17 protein-coding genes are annotated in these 19,338 nt (G+C 65.8%); 1 reads left to right on the top strand and 16 read right to left on the bottom strand.

All coding sequences use genetic code 11. The features are described 5' to 3' along the window. Positions 1-37: 37 nt before the first annotated feature. The 6 genes from AC5V87_RS14325 to AC5V87_RS14300 form a co-directional block, all read right to left on the bottom strand. Entirely contained in the window at positions 38-1,531 is a 1,494-nt protein-coding gene (locus AC5V87_RS14325) for an ABC transporter substrate-binding protein (protein WP_495371355.1), read from the bottom strand. 56 nt (positions 1,532-1,587) lie between these two features. Further along, the gene (locus tag AC5V87_RS14320) at positions 1,588-2,592 is read right to left on the bottom strand and encodes an ABC transporter ATP-binding protein (protein WP_495371354.1); all 1,005 of its coding nucleotides are present in this window, start codon (positions 2,590-2,592) and stop codon (positions 1,588-1,590) included. Further along, positions 2,589-3,602 carry an ABC transporter ATP-binding protein gene (locus AC5V87_RS14315; protein ID WP_495371353.1) on the bottom strand — a complete coding sequence of 338 codons (1,014 nt, stop codon included), beginning with the start codon at positions 3,600-3,602 and terminating at the stop codon, positions 2,589-2,591. The genes AC5V87_RS14320 and AC5V87_RS14315 overlap by 4 nt, the downstream gene beginning before the upstream one ends. Before the next feature lie 2 nt (positions 3,603-3,604). Continuing rightward, positions 3,605-4,486: an ABC transporter permease gene (locus AC5V87_RS14310; protein ID WP_495371352.1), complete on the bottom strand. Its 882-nt coding sequence runs from the start codon at positions 4,484-4,486 to the stop codon at positions 3,605-3,607. Continuing rightward, positions 4,483-5,433: an ABC transporter permease gene (locus AC5V87_RS14305; protein ID WP_456839482.1), complete on the bottom strand. Its 951-nt coding sequence runs from the start codon at positions 5,431-5,433 to the stop codon at positions 4,483-4,485. Before AC5V87_RS14305 ends, AC5V87_RS14310 begins: the two co-directional genes overlap by 4 nt. Before the next feature lie 87 nt (positions 5,434-5,520). After that, positions 5,521-6,942: an amidase gene (locus AC5V87_RS14300; protein WP_495371895.1), complete on the bottom strand. Its 1,422-nt coding sequence runs from the start codon at positions 6,940-6,942 to the stop codon at positions 5,521-5,523. 121 nt (positions 6,943-7,063) lie between these two features. On the opposite strand from AC5V87_RS14300, the gene AC5V87_RS14295 reads away from it, so the two are divergent. Next, complete coding sequence (locus tag AC5V87_RS14295; protein WP_495371351.1) at positions 7,064-7,951, top strand: LysR family transcriptional regulator; 888 nt, start codon at positions 7,064-7,066, stop codon at positions 7,949-7,951. Positions 7,952-7,957: 6 nt separating this feature from the next. Here AC5V87_RS14295 and AC5V87_RS14290 read toward each other — a convergent pair whose 3' ends face one another. From AC5V87_RS14290 to AC5V87_RS14245, 10 genes are all read right to left on the bottom strand, one after another. Further along, a complete protein-coding gene (locus AC5V87_RS14290) occupies positions 7,958-8,893 on the bottom strand; it encodes a carbohydrate kinase family protein (RefSeq protein ID WP_495371350.1) in 936 nt (311 codons plus the stop codon). A 5-nt stretch (positions 8,894-8,898) separates the two neighbouring features. Continuing rightward, on the bottom strand, positions 8,899-10,545 hold the full coding sequence (locus AC5V87_RS14285) for an FGGY-family carbohydrate kinase (RefSeq protein ID WP_495371349.1): 1,647 nt from the start codon (positions 10,543-10,545) through the stop codon (positions 8,899-8,901). A 39-nt stretch (positions 10,546-10,584) separates the two neighbouring features. Next, positions 10,585-11,358, bottom strand: coding sequence for an SDR family NAD(P)-dependent oxidoreductase (locus tag AC5V87_RS14280; RefSeq protein WP_456839486.1), 774 nt, complete (start codon positions 11,356-11,358; stop codon positions 10,585-10,587). A 19-nt stretch (positions 11,359-11,377) separates the two neighbouring features. Beyond that, a complete protein-coding gene (locus AC5V87_RS14275) occupies positions 11,378-12,385 on the bottom strand; it encodes an ABC transporter ATP-binding protein (protein WP_495371348.1) in 1,008 nt (335 codons plus the stop codon). 10 nt (positions 12,386-12,395) lie between these two features. Beyond that, positions 12,396-13,226 carry a carbohydrate ABC transporter permease gene (locus tag AC5V87_RS14270; RefSeq protein ID WP_456839488.1) on the bottom strand — a complete coding sequence of 277 codons (831 nt, stop codon included), beginning with the start codon at positions 13,224-13,226 and terminating at the stop codon, positions 12,396-12,398. A 1-nt stretch (position 13,227) separates the two neighbouring features. Continuing rightward, positions 13,228-14,100: a carbohydrate ABC transporter permease gene (locus tag AC5V87_RS14265; protein WP_456839489.1), complete on the bottom strand. Its 873-nt coding sequence runs from the start codon at positions 14,098-14,100 to the stop codon at positions 13,228-13,230. Positions 14,101-14,190: 90 nt separating this feature from the next. Continuing rightward, positions 14,191-15,501: an ABC transporter substrate-binding protein gene (locus AC5V87_RS14260; protein WP_456839490.1), complete on the bottom strand. Its 1,311-nt coding sequence runs from the start codon at positions 15,499-15,501 to the stop codon at positions 14,191-14,193. A gap of 215 nt (positions 15,502-15,716) precedes the next feature. After that, the gene (locus AC5V87_RS14255) at positions 15,717-16,667 is read right to left on the bottom strand and encodes a sugar-binding transcriptional regulator (RefSeq protein WP_495371347.1); all 951 of its coding nucleotides are present in this window, start codon (positions 16,665-16,667) and stop codon (positions 15,717-15,719) included. Between the two features lie 4 nt (positions 16,668-16,671). After that, entirely contained in the window at positions 16,672-17,337 is a 666-nt protein-coding gene (locus AC5V87_RS14250) for an HAD family hydrolase (RefSeq protein WP_495371346.1), read from the bottom strand. 73 nt (positions 17,338-17,410) lie between these two features. After that, positions 17,411-19,330 (bottom strand): nitric oxide reductase activation protein NorD, encoded by a 1,920-nt coding sequence (locus tag AC5V87_RS14245; RefSeq protein ID WP_495371345.1) that lies wholly within the window; start codon positions 19,328-19,330, stop codon positions 17,411-17,413. Positions 19,331-19,338 lie beyond the last annotated feature (8 nt).

Genomic DNA, 19,338 nt, shown 5'->3' with positions numbered 1-19,338 from the left:
CGATGTTGAGGCGACAGGTTACCTGGTCGCGCAGTCCTTACTCCCAGGACCACGTCGAGAAATCGTTCTCGAATTGCGGGACTTCCTTCCAGACGCCCTTGAGCTTCTTGTTGATGACGGTCGGCCATTGCGGCTGGAACAGGTAGGCGGAGACGGCGTCGGTCGCCAGCATGCGCTGCGCGTCGCCGAGCAGTTTTGCGCGCGCAGCTTCGTCCGGCGTCGAGACGATCTGCTTGTAGAGCGCGTTGAACGCCTCGTTGTTGTAGCCGAGATAATAGTCGGGCTCGGTGATCTTGACGAGGTCGAACGGCTCGACATGGCTGACGATGGTGAGATCGAAATTATGCGGACCGTTGGCCGCGAACACCTGCGACAGCCACTGTGCCCATTCGACGTTCTCGATCTTGGCGATGATGCCGACCTTGGCGAGCTGGGCCGCGACGATCTCGCCGCCCTGGCGCGCATAGGGAGGCGGCGGCAGCTTCAGCGACAATTCGAGCGGCGTCGTGACGCCGGCTTCAGCGAGCAGCTTCTTGGCCTTCTCGGGGTCGTAGGGATTGATCCCGGTGGTGTCGACATAGCCGAGCGATCCCGGCGTGTAGAAGCTGCCGATCGGCGTGCCGAAACCTTCGACCGCGCCGTCGATCAACGCCTTGCGGTCGATCGCCGCGAGGATGGCGCGGCGAACGCGGACGTCATCGAGCGGCTTCTTGCGGTGGTTGATGGCAACGATGGTCTTGGCCTTGGAGCCGCCGATCAGCACCGTGAAGCGTGGGTCGCTCTTGAACTGGGCGACGACGCGGGTGGCGATGCGCGGGAACGCATCGACATCGCCCGAGAGCAGCGCCGCCGCCTGCGCTGCGGGATCGGAGATGAAGCGGATCGTCACCTTCGAGAGCTTGACCGCGGACGCGTTACGATAGTCGGCCCATTTGTTCAGCGTGATCGAGGAGCCCTTAGCCCAGGCCCCCAACTGATAGGGCCCGGTGCCGACCGGCTGCGTGACGTTGGTGGCTGCGCTCTTCGGCTCGACGATCGAGCCGCTCGCCTGCCCGAGCAGGAACGGCAGGTTCGGCTCGCCATATTTCAGGGTGATCACCACGGTGTCGGCGTCGGGCGCCTCGACCTTCTCGAACGCCTGGAACAGGCTCTTGTCCTTGTTGGTGCTGGCGGGCGCCGCGTTGCGCTCGAACGAGAACTTTACCGCGGCAGAGTCGAACGGCTCGCCATTGTGGAATTTGACGCCCTTGCGCAACTTGAACGTATAGGTCTTCAAATCAGGCGACGCGGTCCAGCTCTCCGCCAGCAAGGGAGCGACGGAGCCGTCCTCGTTGATCTTGGTCAGGCTCTCGTAGATGTTGTAGAGCGTGACCTCGGCGATCGCCGCGGCGGCCGCGTTGGTGGGATCGAGCCCGGGCGGCTCCAGCGTCATCGCCATGACGACGCTGTCCTTCTTGCCCTGCGCCAGCACCGGCAGCGGCGCTGCGGCAAGGGCTGCAGCAATAGCGACGATCGATAGCTTCCTGAACATCTCGTAACTCCCCGGCCTGCTTTCTTTTTAAGCCTACGCCAATCCAGCGGCGGACACTAACCTTCCATCACCGCCTGCGGCAACGCCATCACCCCCTCTGCCTTGTGGCAGGCGGCGAGATGGCCCTCACCCACCTTGCGTAGCAAGGGCGGAACCCCGCGGCAATGCTGGTCGGCAAGCGGACAGCGGGCAACATAGGGGCACCCGGTTGTGGCCGCCGATTGCGAGGCGATCGCCTGCGCCCCGCGGCGGCGCCGGCCGCCCCCGGCCCGCGCCCGCGGCACGGCCTCCAGTAGCGCCCGCGTGTAGGGATGGGCGCAGCGCTCGAACAGATCCTCGGGGCGTCCCTGCTCCACGATCCGGCCGAGATACATCACCGCGACCTCATCGCAGAGATAGTCGACGACGGCGAGATCGTGGCTGATCAGGATGTAGCTGAGGCCGAACTGCTCCTGCAGATCCTGCATCAGGTTGAGCACCTGCGCCTGCACGGAGACGTCGAGCGCGGAGACCGGCTCGTCCGCGACGATCAGTTTCGGCTGCGTGATCAGCGCGCGCGCGATCGCGATGCGCTGGCGCTGGCCGCCGGAGAATTCGTGCGGATACTTGTCCATGTCCGCATCGCGCAAGCCGACCTGTCGCAACACCGTCGAGACGCGTGTGCGAAAGGTGGTGCGGTCGGCCCCTTCCAGCACGGTGAGCGGCTCGGTGACGATGCGGGCGACGGTCTGGCGCGGATCGAGCGAGCCGTAGGGATCCTGGAACACCATCTGGAAGTCGCGGCGCGCGCGGCGCAGCTCATCGGGCGAGATGCGATTGAGATCGCGGCCGAGCAGCGTGACCTCTCCCGATGTCGGCCGCTCCAGCGCCATCACGACGCGCGCGAAGGTGGATTTGCCGGAGCCGGACTCGCCGACGATGCCGAGGCTCTTGCCGGCCGCGACCGTCACGCTCACGCCGTTGAGCGCGCGCACCTCGCCGGGCGGGCGGAACAGGCTTTCGCGCCGCAGCGTATAGCGCTGCTCGAGATTTTTGACGTCGAGAAGAGGTGCTGTGGTCATGCAGACAGAGCTCCGACATTCGCAGCCATGGAGACGTCGGTCCGGATGCAGCGCACACCATGGCCGGGACCGACGTCGACCATCGGCGGCAGCGCCGCGCGGCATGCATCGATCACGAGCGGACATCGATCGGCGAACGTGCAGCCGGCCGGCAGATCGGCCAGCTCCGGCACGGTACCCGAGATCGTCTTCAGCCGAGTCCCCTTGCGCGCGCCGAGCTTCGGGCGGGCACGGAACAGGCCCTGCGTGTAGGGATGTCCCATCCGGCGGAACACCTCGTCGGTCGGCCCGCTCTCGATCACGGTGCCACCATACATCACCATCATGCGCTGGACGTTCTCGGCGATGACGCCGAGATCGTGCGAGATCAGGATCATCGACATGCCGCGCTCTTCGACGAGATCGGCAATGAGATCGAGGATCTGGCCCTGGATGGTGACGTCGAGTGCGGTGGTCGGCTCGTCCGCGATCAACAGATCAGGCTCGCAGGCGAGCGCCATGGCGATGGTGACGCGCTGACGCTGGCCACCGGAGAATTGGTGCGGATAGGCATCCACGCGCCGCGCAGGATCGGGCAGTCCGACGCGGTCGAGCAAGGCGATTGCTTCTTTCCGCGCCTGCGCCGGCGAATATTTCTTGTGGCGCCGCAGCGGCTCGGCAACCTGATGCCCGATCGTGTGCATCGGATTGAGCGCGGTCATCGGCTCCTGGAAGATCATGCTGATCCGGTTGCCGCGCAGGCGGCAATACTCCGCATCCGATAGTCCGGCGAGTTCGCTGCCATCCAGCTTGATGCTGCCGGTAACGACCGCACTCTCGGGCAGGAGGCCCATCAGCGACAGTGCGGTGACCGACTTGCCGCAGCCGGATTCGCCGACGAGCCCCAGCGTCTCGCCGCGGTTCAGGGTGAAGCTGACGCCGCGCACGGCCTGTGCCGGGCCGCGGCTGGTGTTGAGGCGGACGCCGAGATTGCCGACGTCGATCAGCGGTGTGGTTGCGGGATCAGCCATCGTCACCGCTCCCGCGCGAGTCGGGGATCGAGCAGGTCGCGCAATCCGTCACCGAGCAGATTGAGGCCGAGCACGGCGATCGCGATCGCAGCGCCCGGATAGACCGCGAGCATCGGCGACTGGAACAGCAATGTCTGGGCGTCATTCAGCATGCGGCCCCAGGACGGCTGCGGCGGCTGGGTGCCGAGACCGAGATAGGATAGCGCGGCTTCGGCGAGGATCGCGAGCGCGAACTGGATCGTCATCTGCACGATCAGGATCGAGAGGATGTTCGGCAGCACGTGCTCGATGGTGATGCGGAATTTGCCCTTGCCGGAGGCCCGCGCGGCCAGCACGAATTCCCGCGCCCAGATCGCGTTGGCCGAGCCGCGCGTCAGCCGGGTCAGGGTCGGGATCTGGAAGATGCCGATCGCGACGATCGAGGTCACCATGCCGGGGCCGACCACCGCGGCGAGCATGATCGCCGACAGCACGGCCGGGAAGGCGAAGGTGAAGTCGGAGAACCGCATGATGATCTCTTCGGTCCAGCCGCGCTTGGCCGACGCGATCAGGCCGAGGCAGACGCCGAAGGTGAGACCGATGCTGACGGCGATGATGCCGACCAGGATGGTCGAGCGCGCGCCTGCGAGCAGTAGCGAGACGATGTCCCGGCCGAAGGAATCGGTGCCGAGCCAGTGGGCCGCCGACGGCGGCCGCAGTTTCGAGGCGATGTCGATCTCGTAGGGCGACCACGGCGTCCACACCAGCGACAGCAGCGCCGAGGCCAGCACCAGCAGGCTGAGCGCGCCACCCAGCACAAAGCTGCGATGGCGTAGCGCGCGGCCCCAGAAGGTTTTGGCCGGCAAGCGGCGCGCCGGTGCGTCAATGGTCAGGGGCGCGCTCACAGGTCGTGGACCTTGATGCGGGGATCGATGAAGGCGTAGAGCACGTCGACGACGAAATTGACGACGACGACCATGGCCGCCAGCAGCATCACGCAATTGCGCACCACGATCAGGTCGCGGTTGGCAATCGACTGGAAGATCAGCCGGCCGAGGCCCGGCAGGTAGAATACGTTCTCGATCACGATCGTGCCGGCGAGCAGATTGGCGAATTGCAGTCCCATCACCGTCATCACGGGGATCATTGCGTTGCGCAGCACGTGACGCCACAGCACTTCGCGCTTGCCGAGCCCTTTTGCACGCGCCGTCCGCACGAAATCCTCACGCAGCACTTCGAGCACGGCCGAGCGCGTCACGCGCGCAAGGATCGCGGCCTGCACCACCGCCAGCGAGATGGCCGGCAGCAGCAGCGACTTGATGCCCGGCCAGATGCCGTCCTCCCAGCCGGCAAAGCCGCCCGCCGAAAGCCATTGCAGCCGCACCGAGAACAACAACACCAGCAGGATCGCGAACCAGAAATTCGGCAGCGCGATGCCCACTTGCGTCAGCGACATCACGCCGACGTCGCCGAGCTTGTTGTGGTTGGCGGCGGTGTAGATGCCGGCCGAGAGCGCCAGCGTCACCGTGATCAGCATCGACAGGATCGCGAGCGGAACGGTCAGCACCAGCCGCTCCGCGATCAGGCTCGCGACCGGCGTGCCGTAGACATAGGAGTTGCCGAGATCGCCGACGAAGAAGCCCTTGATCCATTGCAGGTAGCGGACCGCCAGCGGCTGATCGAGCCCGAGCTTGACGCTGAGCGCGCGCACCGCGTCGGCCGATGCGTCGGCGCCCATCAACATCTGGGCGGCATTGCCGGGAAGCGCGTCCAGCACCAGGAAAATGATCACGGATGCGCCGACCAGCGTCGCCAGCAATGTCAGGACACGTCGAAGGACAAATACGCTCATGCGCGTTCGGGTTCACGGCTCATCCGCGGCACGATCAACATGTCCGGACGGTCAACGCAAGTCCTTTGCGGCATGGTCCTCCTCCCCTCAGCCGGGCCGGCGGGACAGAAGGTCGGTTGACGCCTCGAACAGCGAACTAACGCGCAGCAATTCGGCATCAGCGCGGAAGCGGCCGACGAGCTGGAGGCCGATCGGCAGGCCGTCCCGGCCGAAGCCGCAGGGCAGACTGATCGCGGGATGCCCGGTCATGTTGAACAGCATGGTCCAGGGGAACCAGTGCGGGCGAACGCTGTCGAAGAGCTTGCCATCGATCTCGATACTGCCGAACAGGTCCTGCTCCATCGGCAGCGCGGTGCGCGTCAGCGTCGGCATCGCCAGAAGATGCCCGCGCGCAAGCAGCGATTGAACGCGGCGGAACAGCGCGGTGCGCGCGAACATCGCTTCCTGATAGTCGACGCCGCTGACATTGGTCGCGAGCGCAAGCTGCTTGAGGAAGGTCTCGCTCAGCTCGTCCCTGTGCTCGGCCGCGAGCTTGGCAAAGCGCGTGCGCCAGACCGTGTGGTTGATGGCGCGCCAGACCGGCTCGATGTCAAAACCCTCGCCGGAAAATTCCTCGAGCTCGGCACCGAGGCCTGCGAGGCGGTCGAGGCCCGCCTTGAAGCTGGCGCAGACATCGGCGGACGCCGGGCGGCCCGGCGGCGTCAGGCAGTACAGGATCTTTTGCCCGCGCAGATCGCCGCGGGAGACGGCCGTGCCGACGAAATCGGGCACGGGCACGCCGATCGACCAGGGATCGCATGCATCCTCACCGGCCATCGCCTGCATCATCAGTGCGGTATCCGCGACCGTGCGCGTCGTCGGCGTGACGTAGGTCTGGTTACCGAAGGCATCGAGCGCCTGGCTATGCGCGATCACGCCGTTGCTCTGCTTCAGGCCGACCACGCCGTTGCACGCCGCGGGAATCCGCGTCGAGCCGCCGCCATCGGTCGCAATCGCCAGCGGCGCGATGCCGCTCGCCACCGCCACCGCCGCGCCCCCGCTGGAACCGCCGGAGGAGCGCTCCGGACTCCACGCATTGCAGGTGCGGCCGAACAGCGGCGAATCGGTCAGGCACTTGCTGCCGAACTCCGGCGTCGTGGTCTTGCCGATCAGGATCGCGCCCTCGCTGCGCAGCCGTGCGACCGCGACGGCATCCTCAGTCGGCACATTGTCCCGGTAAGGAACGGCGCCGAAGGTGGTCTTCACACCCTTGGTGTTGACGATGTCCTTGACGGTGACGGGAATGCCGTGCAGCAGGCCGAGCGCCTCGCCGGCCATCATTTTGCGCTCGGCCTCGCGCGCCGCTTCCATTGCCTGGTCGGTACAGACCGTGATGAAGCAGTTCAGCTTGGGCTGCAGCGCCTCGGCACGCGCGAGCACGGCGCTGACGACCTCGACCGGCGAAATCTTCCTGGCAGCGATGAGGCCGCGCAGCTCGGTTGCGGACAGCAGACAGGGATCGCCGTTCATCGTCACGTCACGCTCCAAAAGCCCACCACCGTTGGCAGGCATTGACAGCGAGAATGACAGTTTTGTTAACTCACCGTCCAATACGTTTTTGAGCGCCAAGCCATACACTTTCGGTATGCCAATGGATCTCCGCCGGCTTCGTTATTTCGTCGCGGTCGCCGAGGCGCGCAGCGTCGGCAAGGCCGCCGAGCGCCTTCGGATGGCGCAGCCGCCGCTCTCGGTGCAGATCCGCAAGCTCGAGGCCGAGGTCGGCGCGCCGCTGTTCCGCCGCGGCACGCGCGGCATGGACCTGACCGAAGCCGGTCAGGCGCTGCTGGCACGCGCCGGTGAGGCCCTGGCACTGGCGGCCGACGGCATCGAAGCCGCGCGCGCGGTTGCCTCAGGGCGGCGCGGGCGGCTGTCGGTCGGCTACATGTTCGTGCTGGCGAACGCGATGCTGCCGAGACTCATTCCCGAGCTGCGCCGCTCGATTCCCGGCGTTGATCTCGATTTCGCCGAGCTCAGCGCCTCGACGCGCGAGGCGCGGCTGCTCGACCGCAGCGTCACAGTCGCGCTGTGCATGCCCGCCATCAACCATCCCGAGATCCAGGTGGCGCGGATTGGCGCGCAGCCTTTAATGCTGGTCATGCCGACGAGCTCGCCGCTCGCCCGCCTGAGCTCGGTGCCGATGGCGCGATTGCAGGGCCGTCCGCTGATTGCGCTGCCGCATCCCGACCATGGCCCCGCCTCCTCGGCCGTCGTCGCCTTGCTGCGCCGGCACCAGGTGGTGATGCCGATCGCAAGCCGGGTCGAGACGGTGCATTCGGCGATGAGCCTTGTCCTCGCCGGCGAAGGTTTTGCGATTCTGCCGGCTTGCGCCAGGCTCGGCGCGCCGCAGGGCATCGTGTTCCGGCCGCTGCGGGATGCCGCCGACTCCATCGACATCGCGGTGTGCTGGCGGCGCGACGCGCACAGCCCGCTGATCCGCACCTTTCTCAAATGCGCTGAGAAGGTCGTCTCACGGCTGTGATGTGGACTACCGGCCCCACGTCACCTCGTGGCTCCACGGCGGATCCGCACCCGGGCGGATGCAGGTGAGGCCGGCGCAGTTGGCGGCGAACGACAGCGCGCGGCGGAGCTCGTCGGCGCCGATGTCCTTCAGCCTCTCGCGGGCGATGCAGCCCTGCTTGTGCAGGGCAAACAGCAGAGCCGCCTGAAAACTGTCGCCGGCACCGATGGTGTCGGCGACCTCGATCTTGGGCGCAGCAACCTCGATCTGCCCTGCTCCCGCGTGCCAGGCGACAGCGCCGTTGTTGCCGCGGGTGACCACGACGAGGCGCGTGCCCTGCCCCAGCAGCGCATTCGCGCGCTGCTGATAAGGCTCGTCGCCGAAGAGATAGGCGAAGTCGACGTCGGACATCTTGATGAGGTCGGCGCCCGCAGCGAACGCCATCATGCGCGCAAGATAGGCCGGCTTGTCCTTGACGAGATTGGGCCGACAGTTCGGATCGAAGGAGATGGTCGAGGAAGCCCGCGCGTCCGCGATGAGCGCCTTCGTCTCGGCCGCGCCCTGGTCGTTGACGAGCGTGGTCGAGCCGACATGGACGGCCTCGACGTTCGCGAAGGGAATCGAGCCGCGCCGGTAAGTCCAGTTCCGTGTCGCGGTCCCGGCATCGTAGAACGCGTAGTGCGACTCGCCTGCGACGATGCGGACGAAGGCGAGCGTGGTCTGGTCGTCGCTGCGGGTGGCGAGATCGAGCTGGACGTTGGACGCCGCGGCGTGATCTGTGATCATCTGACCGAACAGATCGGTTGAGATGCCGCCGACAAAGCCGGTCGCAGCGCCCAGTCGCGCCATGCCGATCGCGACATTGAGACAGGAGCCGCCGACAGCCGGCATCACCGCCTCGCGCCCCGCAACGTTTCGTGTCGGCACGAAATCGATCAGCGCATCGCCGCAGGAAATCAACATTGGCTTCAACCTTTGGCGATGTCGCGCATCGCGGCGCGGCTGTCGCGATCGACGTCACGCAGCAGCTTGTAGACCTCACGCTTGCGGGCGTGGAAGGCGGCCATGTCGGGCGTGGTCGGCTCGCTCTTGCCTCCGAGCACCGACATCTTTGCCATGGTCTCGCCGATCGAGGCGTAGGCGCCGCCGGCGACCGCGCCTAACATGGCCGCGCCCAGCAGCACCGGCTCTTTGGTCTGCGGCAGGGCGACCGTGAGACCTGTGGTGTCGGCCATGATCTGCCGCACCAGCGGGCTGCGGCTGGCGCCGCCGCCCATGATCATGAGGCTGGAATGAACGCCGTGCGCGGCAAAGGCCTCGATCACCTCGGCGAGGCCATAAGCAAGCCCGCAGAGGCCGGCGATGAACAGCCGCTCCATCGAGCCGATACCGGTGTCGAGATCGAGCCCGGCGATCACCGCGCGCGTATCCGGGTCGGCGTAGGGCGAGCGGTTGCCGATGAATTCAGGGAGCACATGGACCTCGCGGGCGAGCAGCGCGGCTCGGCTGGCGCTGCCCGCGCGCGCGATGATGCGGCGCTCGAGGAAGTCGATGAGGTCGAGACCCTCGCCGCGCGCCGCCGCGCTCGCCTCGGCGTGGCCGGGGTGGGACTTGAGGAGATGATCGATCGCAGCGCCCGCCGCCGACTGGCCGCCCTCGTTGAGCCAGAAGTCCGGCACCATGCCGGAATAATATGGGCCCCACACACCGGGCACGAAGCACGGCTCCTTCGTCGTCGCCATGATGCAGGCCGACGTTCCCATGATGTAGGCAAGGCGACCAGTGACATCCGCCGTTGCGCCGAAGCCGTCGCGGCCGCCGATCGCACCGATGCCGCCGGCATGGGCGTCGATCAAGGAGGCGCCGACCGGCGTGCCCGGTGGCAGGCCGAGTTCGGCCGCAGCGGTCCGGGTGAGCCCTTCGCCGAGGCGGGTGCCGGGCGCGACGATCTCGGTGCCGATGCGGGCGTATTTTTCATTGACGAAATCCGCAAGTCCAATGCGCTTGAAGAACGACGCGCTCCAGCCGCCGTCGTCATGGGCGAGATAGTTCCACTTGCAGGTGACCGTGCAGGTGGAGCGCTGGAGCGAGCCGGTGGCGCGCCAGGTCAGATAGTCCGCGAGATCGAAGAAGTGACCGGCGGCATCAAAACTCGCGCGCAGATGCCGCTTCAGCCAGAGCAACTTCGGCATCTCCATTTCGGGCGAGATCGAGCCGCCCACATAGCGCAGCACGGCATCCTCGGTCTCGTTGATCAGCCGCGCCTCGGCAACGGCGCGATGGTCCATCCAGACGATGACGTTGCGCGGCGCCTCGCCCGAGGCGCTGACGGTGAGCGGCTCGCCTTGCTTGTCGAGAACCACGAGGGAACAGGTCGCATCAAAGCCGATGCCGCCGACGCTGGCGGGCGGGATCGCGGCTTCCGCCATCGCCGCCCGCACCGATCCGACGCAGGCCTCCCAGATGTCATGCGAGGACTGCTCGACGACGTCGCCGGTCTCGTGCCAGGTCCGGATCGGGTGCCGCGCGGTCGCAAGCAACGTGCCGGCCTCATCGAACACCCCTGCCCGCGTGCTCGTGGTTCCCACGTCGACGCCGATATACGCTCGCGGCATAGTCGCTCCTGGTCGCTCTCCGTCAATTTTGACGCAAGCCTACCAGCAAGTGTAGCCGCCATCCACCAGCACGATGCTGCCGGTCATCAGACTCGCGGCCTCCGAAGAAAGGAATAGCACGACGGAGGCGATCTCCTCGACCTGCCCCATCCGCCCCATCGGGGTTCCACCGATCCAGGCGTCGTACATCTTGGGATTGCTCTTCACGAAGGCGTTGAGCGGCGTCTCGATATAGGTCGGCGCGACCGCATTGACGCGGATGCCGCGTGCGCCCCATTCAGCGGCGAGCGATTTCGTCAAATGGTGCACACCGGCCTTGGAGGCGTTGTAGAAGCACTGCTCCTGCGGCTTGTTGACGATGAAGCCGGACATCGAACCGACATTGACGATGGCGCCGCTCTTGGCCTTCAGCATGTGTTTGCCGAACTCGCGGCAGCACCAGAAGGTGCCGTTGAGGTTGACGTCGATGACGTTGAGCCAATGCTCGTCGGTGACGGTCTCGGCCGGGGTCTCGCTGCGGGCAATGCCGGCATTGTTGACGAGGATGTCGACCTTGCCATGGCGGGCGAAGAGATCGTTCGCGACCTCCGCCACCCGCTTGGTGTCGGTGACGTCCATGATCGCGGTCTCGATATCAAAACCCTTGGCCTTCAGAGCGGCCTTCGCATCATCGGCGACCTTGCTGTCGCGGTCGCCGATGATCACCTTGGCCCCGGCTTCAGCCAGCGCCTCGGCGCAGCCAAGGCCGATGCCCTGCCCGCCGCCGGTGATGAACGCGGTCTTGCCGTTCAGCTTGAATTTTTCCAGGTACATGGTGATCTTCCGTTTCCTGTTAGGCGCGAAGAGCGTTGCCGCTCTGGTCGAAGCGGTGGATGCGCGCGGGGTCCGGCACCAGCGAGACGCGGTCGCCGGCATGCAGGCTCAGCTCGCCGATGTAGCGTGCGGTCAGCATGCCGAGCGGACCGGCATCGACATACAGGAAAGTGTCGCTACCGAGATGTTCGGCGACCGAGATCGTTCCCTGCCAGCCGCCGCTGCCATCGCGATCGATCTTCAGATGCTCCGGCCGCACGCCGATCGTGGCCGCGCCCTTCTGCAATGCAGGCTCACCCGTGACAAAGTTCATCTTGGGCGAGCCGATGAAGCCGGCGACGAAGAGATTGGCCGGCCGCTCGTACAGCTCCAGCGGTGAGCCGTATTGCTCGATCTTGCCGCCGTTGAGCACGACGATCTTGTCGGCCATCGTCATGGCCTCGACCTGGTCGTGGGTGACGTAGATCGCGGTGGTGCCGAGCTGCTTCTGCAGTCGCGTCACCTCGATGCGCATCTGCACGCGTAGGGCCGCATCGAGGTTCGACAGCGGCTCGTCGAACAGGAACGCTTTGGGCTCGCGCACGATAGCGCGGCCGATCGCGACGCGCTGGCGCTGGCCACCGGAGAGCTCACGCGGCTTGCGGTCGAGATAGGGCGTGAGGTTCAGCGTTGCGGCGGCGGCCTCGACCTTGCGGTTGATCTCATCCTTGGCAAGGCCCGCCATCTTCAGGCCGAACCCGATATTGCCGCGGACGCTCATATGTGGATAGAGCGCGTAGGACTGGAACACCATCGACAGTCCACGCTTGGCGGGCGGCGTGTCCACCACATTCCTCCCGTCGATCAGGATGCTGCCGCCACTGACATCCTCGAGGCCCGCGATCAGCCGCAGCAGCGTGGTCTTGCCGCAACCAGAAGGGCCGACGAAGACGACGAAGGAGCCGTCGGCAATGTCGAGATCGGCGCCCTTGATAATGTGTACGGGACCGAAGGATTTTTGCACGCCCTGAAGTGTGATCTGGCCCATGGCAGCCCCCTTATTTCACCGCGCCGAAGGTGAGCCCGCGCACGAGCTGTTTCTGGCTGAACCAACCGAGGACGAGAATGGGCGCGATCGCCAGCGTCGAGGCCGCGGACAGCTTTGCCCAGAAAAGCCCTTCCGGGCTCGAATAGGAGGCGATGAACGTGGTGAGCGGCGCGGCGCTCGAGGTCGACAGATTGAGCGTCCAGAACGCCTCGTTCCAGGCGAGGATCAGATTGAGCAGCAGCGTGGAGGCGAGCCCCGGGATCGCCATCGGCGTGAGCACATAGACGAGCTCGCGGCCGATCGTCGCGCCGTCCATGCGCGCGGCCTCCAGGATGTCGCGCGGGATCTCCTTGAAATAGGTGAACAGCATCCAGATCACGATCGGCAAATTGCCGAGACAGAGGATGAAGACGAGACCGATGCGGGAATCGAGCAGGCCGAAATTCTTGTAGATGAGGTAGATCGGAACCAGCACGCCGACCGGCGGCATCATCTTGGTCGAGAGCATCCAGAGCAGGGTGTCCTTGGTGCGCTTGGTCGGCGAGAACGCCATCGACCAGGCCGCGGGAATTGCGATCAGGAGCGCGATCAGTGTCGAGCCGCCGGCGATGATGATCGAGTTCATCGCGTGGTGGAAATAGTCGCTGCGCTCCTGCACCGTTGCATAGTTCTCCGTTGTCCAGTGGAAGAACAGGAAGGACGGCGGAATCGCGAAGGCCTCGAGCTCGGTCTTGAAGCTCGCCAGCACCATCCAGAGGATCGGGAAGAAGATCAGAAAGCCGAACAACCACGCCCCGATCGTCGAGACCACCACCCGCTGCGTCGTCGCCATCCGCGCCATGTCAGGCCTCCAAATTGCGGCCGACGATGCGGACCAGGAAGAAAGCGACGACGTTAGCGATCACGACCGCGACGAGCCCGCCCGCCGAGGCGCTGCCGACATCGAACTGGATCAGCGCCTGCGAGTAGATCAGGAAGGCGATGTTGGTGGTCTGCAGGCCCGGCCCGCCGCCGGTCGTGACGAAGATCTCGGCGAACACCGTGAGCAGGAAGATAGTCTCGATCAGGATCACGACGGTGATCGGCCGCGCGAGATGCGGCAAAGTAATGTAGATGAAGGTCGACACGGCGCTGGCGCCATCCATCTCCGCAGCTTCCTTCTGCTCCTCGTCTAGCGACTGCAATGCGGTCAGCAGGATCAGCGTGGCGAACGGCAGCCATTGCCAGGCGACGATCAGGATCACAGAGAGCAGCGGGACGTCGTTGAACCAGTCGATCGGCGTCAACCCGACCAGCGAGGCGAGCCAGGCGAACAAGCCCGAGACCGGGTGCATCAAGAGGTTCTTCCAGACCAGTGCGCTCACAGTCGGCATCACGAAGAACGGCGCGATCACCATCAGCCGCACGAAGTTGCGCCCCACCACGGGCTGGTCGAGCAGCAGCGCCAGGGGGATGCCGAGCACGATCGTCAGCGCCAGCACCGAGCCGACCAGCACCAGCGTGTTCTGGAGCGAAGCGAGGAAGGCGGGATCGGTGAGGAAGTAGCGGAAGTTTTCCAGCCCGACGAACGATTCCGAACCGGGATCGAGCAGGCTGTAATGCAGGGTCGAGAAGTAGATCGTCAGCGCGAGCGGAACGATCATCCAGATGAACAGCAGGCCGACGGCCGGGGTCAGGAGCGACCGCGCAAGGAATTGCGTCTGCCGGGTTGCCATCCCTGAGGTCTCCGCTGGCGGAAGAAGGCGGCCGTCCATCCGGGATGGGTGGATGGCCGCAAGTTTGAGCTCAGGAAGGAGAGCTCGGGTTCACTTGATGTAGCCGGCGCGCTTCATCTCGCGCTCGGTGGAGGATTGCGCGGCGGAGAGCGCCGCATCGACGGTGGTCGAGCCCGCGAGCGCCGCGGAGAACTGCTGGCCGACCTGCGTGCCGATGCCCTGGAACTCGGGGATCGCGGCGTATTGCACGCCGACATAAGGCACCGGCTTCACCGTCGGCTTGTTCGGATCGGCTGCGTCGATCGAGGCCAGCGTCAGCTTCGCGAATGGCGCGACCTTCAGATACTCATCGTTCTGGTAGAGCGAGGTGCGCGTGCCCGGCGGCACGTTGGCCCACCCCTCCTTCGATGCGACGAGCTTGGTGTAGTCCTTGCTGGTCGCCCAGGCGATGAACTTCTCGGCCGCGTCGGTCTTCTTCGAGCCGGCAGGGATGGCGAGGTTCCAGGCCCAAAGCCAGTTGGCGTTCTTGCCGAGCCCGGTGTTGGGCGCAAGCGCGAAGCCGACCTTGTCGGCAACCTTGGAATCCTTGGGGTTGGTCACGAACGACGCCGCAACCGTCGCGTCGATCCACATCGCGCATTTGCCGGCGTTGAACAGCGCGAGATTCTCGTTGAAGCCGTTCGAGCTCGCGCCGGGAGGGCCAGCCTCTTTCATCAGATTGACGTAGGTCGTGAGCGTCGTCTTCCATTCCGGCGTGTTGAACTGCGGTTCCCACTTCTCGTCGAACCAGCGCGCGCCGTAGGAATTGGCCATCGCCGACAGGAACGCCATGTTCTCGCCCCAGCCGGCTTTGCCGCGCAGGCAGATGCCGTAGGTGCCGGCGCTCTTGTCGGTGAGCTTCTTGGCGGCGTCGATGACGAAGTCCCAGGTCGGCTTTTCCGGCATCTTCAGGCCGGCCTTCTCGAACAGATCGGTGCGGTACATCACCATCGAGCTCTCGCCATAGAACGGCGCGGCGTAGAGCTTGCCGTCAACGGAGACGGCATCCTTGATCTTGGGCAGGAGGTCGGCGACGTCATAATCGGCGCCGAGATTGGCGAGCGGCACCAGCCAGCCCTTCTTGGCCCAGATCGGGACCTCATAGGTGCCGATGGTGAGCACGTCGAACTGGCCGCCCTTGGTGGCAATGTCGGTGGTGACGCGCTGGCGCAGCACGTTTTCCTCCAGCGTCACCCATTTCACTGAAATGTCCGGGTTCTTCTTGGTGAAGTCGCTGGTCAGCCCCTGCATTCGGATCATGTCGCCGTTGTTGACGGTGGCGATCGTCAGGGTGGTTTCGGCCATCGCAGGGACGGCCAACAGGACAGACGCGCCGCAGACGGCGCCGAGGAATTGTTTCACGGTGACCTCCCTAAGCTCGCGCTTTTGAGCAGATGCCCACGCGTTGAGCGTATGTTCGGCCGAAGGGCGACGGTTGTCAAGCAGGCGCGCCGGTGTTCGCGCAACTTATGAGTGCTGCGGCGCGGGAGGGATTTCAGTTGTTGGGAACGAACGCCGCGGCTTGCTCGATCTCCCCCGCAAACGGGAGAGGGAGCCGGTCCCGCTGCCGCGCCAACCTATCGCTCCAAAATCGCCCTTGCGGTCGCCTCGTCCGTAATCAGGCCGTTGATCAGCCGTCCATTCAGCGCCGCGGCGATCGCCGGGACCTTGGCGGCACCGACGGCTGCGCCGATGGTCGTGGTCTTGGCCGGCACTTCCGGCGGGATGCTGGTGAGGCGCTTATTGGTGCCGGCCTTGAGCAGGCGGCCCTTGGCATCATAGGCCCAGCCGGTGATCTCGCCGATGGCACCCAATCGCATCATCTCGAACAATTCATCGCGTGTGACGAAGCCGTCGACGTGGACCTGCGCCTTCTGGTCCATCTGGCCGATGCCGACGAGGCGCAAGTCCGCCTTGGCCGCGACCGCCTTCACCTTCGCGATCGGCTCGATCCGCACCATCTTGTTGCGCTCGTCCTCGGACGACATCAGGAATGGCAGCGGCATCGGATAGTGCCGCGCGCCGGTGCGGTCGGCGAGCCGCCCGACGGTATCGTAGAAGCTCGCCGAGCCGTCGGCAGAGATGTTGCCGACCAGCGAGACAATCTGATGGTTGGGCCGGTCGATCGGCGTGACGCGCTCGACCGCTGCGCGCACCGCCCTTCCCGTGCCGAGCGCGACGATGACCGGAGTCTCGGAGCGCAGCGTCGAGTCCAGCAGATTGGCGCAGCGCTCGGCGATGCCGGCAGTGGCCTGCGGCGCCGCAAGATCGGCCGGCACAACTTCGCAATGGATGAGATCAAACCGCTCCTTCAGGCGCGCGGCCAATTCCATGCAGGCGGCGATGGGATGTTCGAGCCGGAAGGTGATGAGCCGCTCGGCGAGGCACAGCGAGACCAGCCGCTGCGCCGAGGCGCGCGAGACCTGGAGCATTTTTGCGATCTCGTCCTGGGTATGGCCGGCAATGAAATAGAGCCAGCCGGCCCGCGCGGCGTCATCCAGCCTCGACTTGTCGTTCTCGCCAGCCAAGGCGTCACGTCTCCTTCCAGAAATCGCTCATCTGCGCGAAGACCCGATCGGCTCCGGCGGCGGCCAATATAGCGCGGCCGTCCCGCCCCCGATAATGGCTGCCGCCGACAAATCCCAAGACCGTCATGCCGGCCGCTTTGCCCGCCTGCACGCCGCTGACACTGTCCTCGATCACCAGCGTGCGCGCAGGCGAGACGCGCATGTTCTCGGCTGCATGGAGAAAGAGATCAGGCGCCGGCTTGCCGTGCCTGACCATCTGCGCGGTGTAGATCCGGTCGCCGAAATGTGCCCGAAGACCGGTGACGTCGAGGGAGAGCGAGACGCGGTCAATGTCGCTGGACGAGGCCACACAGAACGGCACGGTCAGCCCCGAGATCACCGCCTCCACCCCGGGGATCGGCTCGAGCGCGGCGGCAAACGTCTCCAGCACGCGCGATTTCAATCGCGGCAGGAAGCCATCCGGCACGACCTCTCCGAGATCGCGGTAGTGCTGCTCGATCGCCCTGGTGCTGCGCCCGAGGAACAGCTCCAGTGCCTGCTCCTCGCTGAGCACCAGACCGAATTCCGCCAAGACCTCGGACAGACAGCGACAGCTCAAGAGTTCGCTGTCAACGAGCACGCCGTCGCAGTCGAAGATGATCAGATCGGGTTTTGACCGGCCCTGGTCCATCCGGCCATTCGATCATATACTCAATAGGTGAGCAATAGATCAGCCACGAACATGGCGCGGCGGCATTCCCAGCTCAATGCGCCACCTGGCGGTAGATTAGCGGCAGCGCCGCCGGCAATCGCTTGATGTTGCCGACGATGGCATAGCCGTTGCAGCCGAACAGCGTCGGAAAATAGGATTGCGCCGCCGCGTCGATCGTCACGCCGAACACCGCGATTCCGAGCCGGCGCGCTTCCTGCACGGACTTCCGGGTGTCTTCGAGCGCAAAGCGCCCCTCATAGTGGTCGACGTCGTTCGGCTTGCCGTCGGTGAGGACGAGCAGCAGCTTCTTGCGCTGCGGCTGGCGCGCAAGCTCGGCCGCGGCGTGGCGCACCGCCGCGCCGATCCGCGTGTAATAGCCGGGCTTGAGCGCCCCGATGCGGCGCTCGACCACGCCGCTCATCGGCTCACCGTACGCCTTAACCCTTTCGAGCCGCACCCAGGAACGCCGGCGCGAGGTGAAAGTGAGAATGCTGTAGTGATCGCCGCAGGCCGACAACCCGTGGGCAAGCACGAGCAGCGCCTCCTTCTCGACGTCGAGCACGCGGTAGCCATCGACCCAGGCGTCCGTCGAGAGCGAGACGTCGACGAGCAGCGTGACGGCAAGATCGTGCCCTTGCGGGCGCATCGCCATGTGGACACGATCGAGACCGGCGCCATTGCCACCGGCCCGGAGATCGCACCGCGCGCGCACCAGCGCGTCGAGGTCGAGGTCATGTCCGTCGGCCTGGGCGCGCATCAATTCGTGGCGCGGCCGCAAGACCTCGAAGCGGCGGCGCACCTGGCGGATGTGCCGGCGCATGGCCTCGTCGGGTCTCCAACTTTCGCCGGTTTCAGAAGCGGCCGATGCGAGCACGCGGCAATGATCGGGCAGATAGGAGCCGCTGCGATAGTCCCATTCGGGATAGATCAGGTCCGCAGTCAGTCGCGAGGCATCGAGCGCTTCCGGCGGCAGATCGAGATCGAACTTGAATCGGCTCGCGGGCTTGCCGCTGCGGCGGCTGAGTGTGATCTCCTCGAGATCGTCGGCCGCTTTCTGCGCATCTTCGTCCTCACTGTCGTCCGAGGGACGATCGACATTGACCATCTCGGCCATCGCTAGGATTTTTTCGAAGCGATTGAGCACGAAGGGATCGCGGCGATTGGCGCGGTCCTCGCGTTCGCGGACAGCGAACCGCTTGCGATTGTCCTGGGCGGCCGGCGCCGCGGTGCTCGCGCCCTCGTCCTCGCCCGCAGGGGCCGGCGACAGCGCACGCGCCCAGCAATCTCCCCAGAGCGGGCACGGCAGAACCGGACGATAGCCCGGCGGCGCCTTGTCCGGCAGCGGTCCCATCCCCATCATCGCCGGCCACAATTTCCCCGCGGGCGCAGGTCCCGCGCCGAGTAAAGCGAGAACGATCTGCTCGATCTCCTGTTCGATACGCGGCAGGGAGCGCCGCGGCCGGGCTTTGGCGGTCGCCGCTGCAAGCTGGGCGTAGTCGGCGACGAGTCCGGGAAACTGGGTGAGCACGAAGACCGCGGTTTCGGCGGCGCGGCGCAGCACGAGCAGATCGCGCCGGAGCGCATCGGTTTCGATGATCGCCTCGATCGGCGCGGCCGCGAACCAGGTCGCCAGCCAGCGATAGAGCGTTGCATTCAGCGCCTTGTCGGGAAAGATCGCGAGGCGGTCAGGAAGGAAGATGGTCGCGGCGTCGCGGCCCGGCTGCTCGATGCGCTCGTCGCCGAGACCGATGCGCTGCCGCCAGCCGAGCCGGTGCCCGGACTTGCGCGCGCCGGCGCTCGCGATCTGCACACCCGCCTCGCCGCCCAGTGCGCGGAACATCACCGCGAGCCTGCTTCTCATCTCGGCAAGCGAGACCGCATGATCGGCGTGAACCGGATAACTGGCAGTGCCGCCGACCATTTTGTGCCAGGCATGACCGACCGTCTCCTCCAGTTCCAGGAAAGCGAGCATGGTCGCAC

This window comes from Bradyrhizobium sp. SOJA106 (assembly GCF_059448745.1).
Note: the sequence above shows the minus strand (reverse complement) of the source record. Positions and strands in the feature narration are given on the sequence as shown.

Coding starts and splice junctions, on each gene's coding strand:
- AC5V87_RS14325 (WP_495371355.1), bottom strand. CDS start 1,531: ATGTTCAGGAAGCTATCGATCGTCGCTATTGCTGCAGCCCTTGCCGCA.
- AC5V87_RS14320 (WP_495371354.1), bottom strand. CDS start 2,592: ATGACCACAGCACCTCTTCTCGACGTCAAAAATCTCGAGCAGCGCTAT.
- AC5V87_RS14315 (WP_495371353.1), bottom strand. CDS start 3,602: ATGGCTGATCCCGCAACCACACCGCTGATCGACGTCGGCAATCTCGGC.
- AC5V87_RS14305 (WP_456839482.1), bottom strand. CDS start 5,433: ATGAGCGTATTTGTCCTTCGACGTGTCCTGACATTGCTGGCGACGCTG.
- AC5V87_RS14300 (WP_495371895.1), bottom strand. CDS start 6,942: ATGAACGGCGATCCCTGTCTGCTGTCCGCAACCGAGCTGCGCGGCCTC.
- AC5V87_RS14295 (WP_495371351.1), top strand. CDS start 7,064: ATGGATCTCCGCCGGCTTCGTTATTTCGTCGCGGTCGCCGAGGCGCGC.
- AC5V87_RS14290 (WP_495371350.1), bottom strand. CDS start 8,893: ATGTTGATTTCCTGCGGCGATGCGCTGATCGATTTCGTGCCGACACGA.
- AC5V87_RS14285 (WP_495371349.1), bottom strand. CDS start 10,545: ATGCCGCGAGCGTATATCGGCGTCGACGTGGGAACCACGAGCACGCGG.
- AC5V87_RS14280 (WP_456839486.1), bottom strand. CDS start 11,358: ATGTACCTGGAAAAATTCAAGCTGAACGGCAAGACCGCGTTCATCACC.
- AC5V87_RS14275 (WP_495371348.1), bottom strand. CDS start 12,385: ATGGGCCAGATCACACTTCAGGGCGTGCAAAAATCCTTCGGTCCCGTA.
- AC5V87_RS14270 (WP_456839488.1), bottom strand. CDS start 13,226: ATGGCGCGGATGGCGACGACGCAGCGGGTGGTGGTCTCGACGATCGGG.
- AC5V87_RS14265 (WP_456839489.1), bottom strand. CDS start 14,100: ATGGCAACCCGGCAGACGCAATTCCTTGCGCGGTCGCTCCTGACCCCG.
- AC5V87_RS14250 (WP_495371346.1), bottom strand. CDS start 17,337: ATGGACCAGGGCCGGTCAAAACCCGATCTGATCATCTTCGACTGCGAC.
- AC5V87_RS14245 (WP_495371345.1), bottom strand. CDS start 19,330: ATGCTCGCTTTCCTGGAACTGGAGGAGACGGTCGGTCATGCCTGGCAC.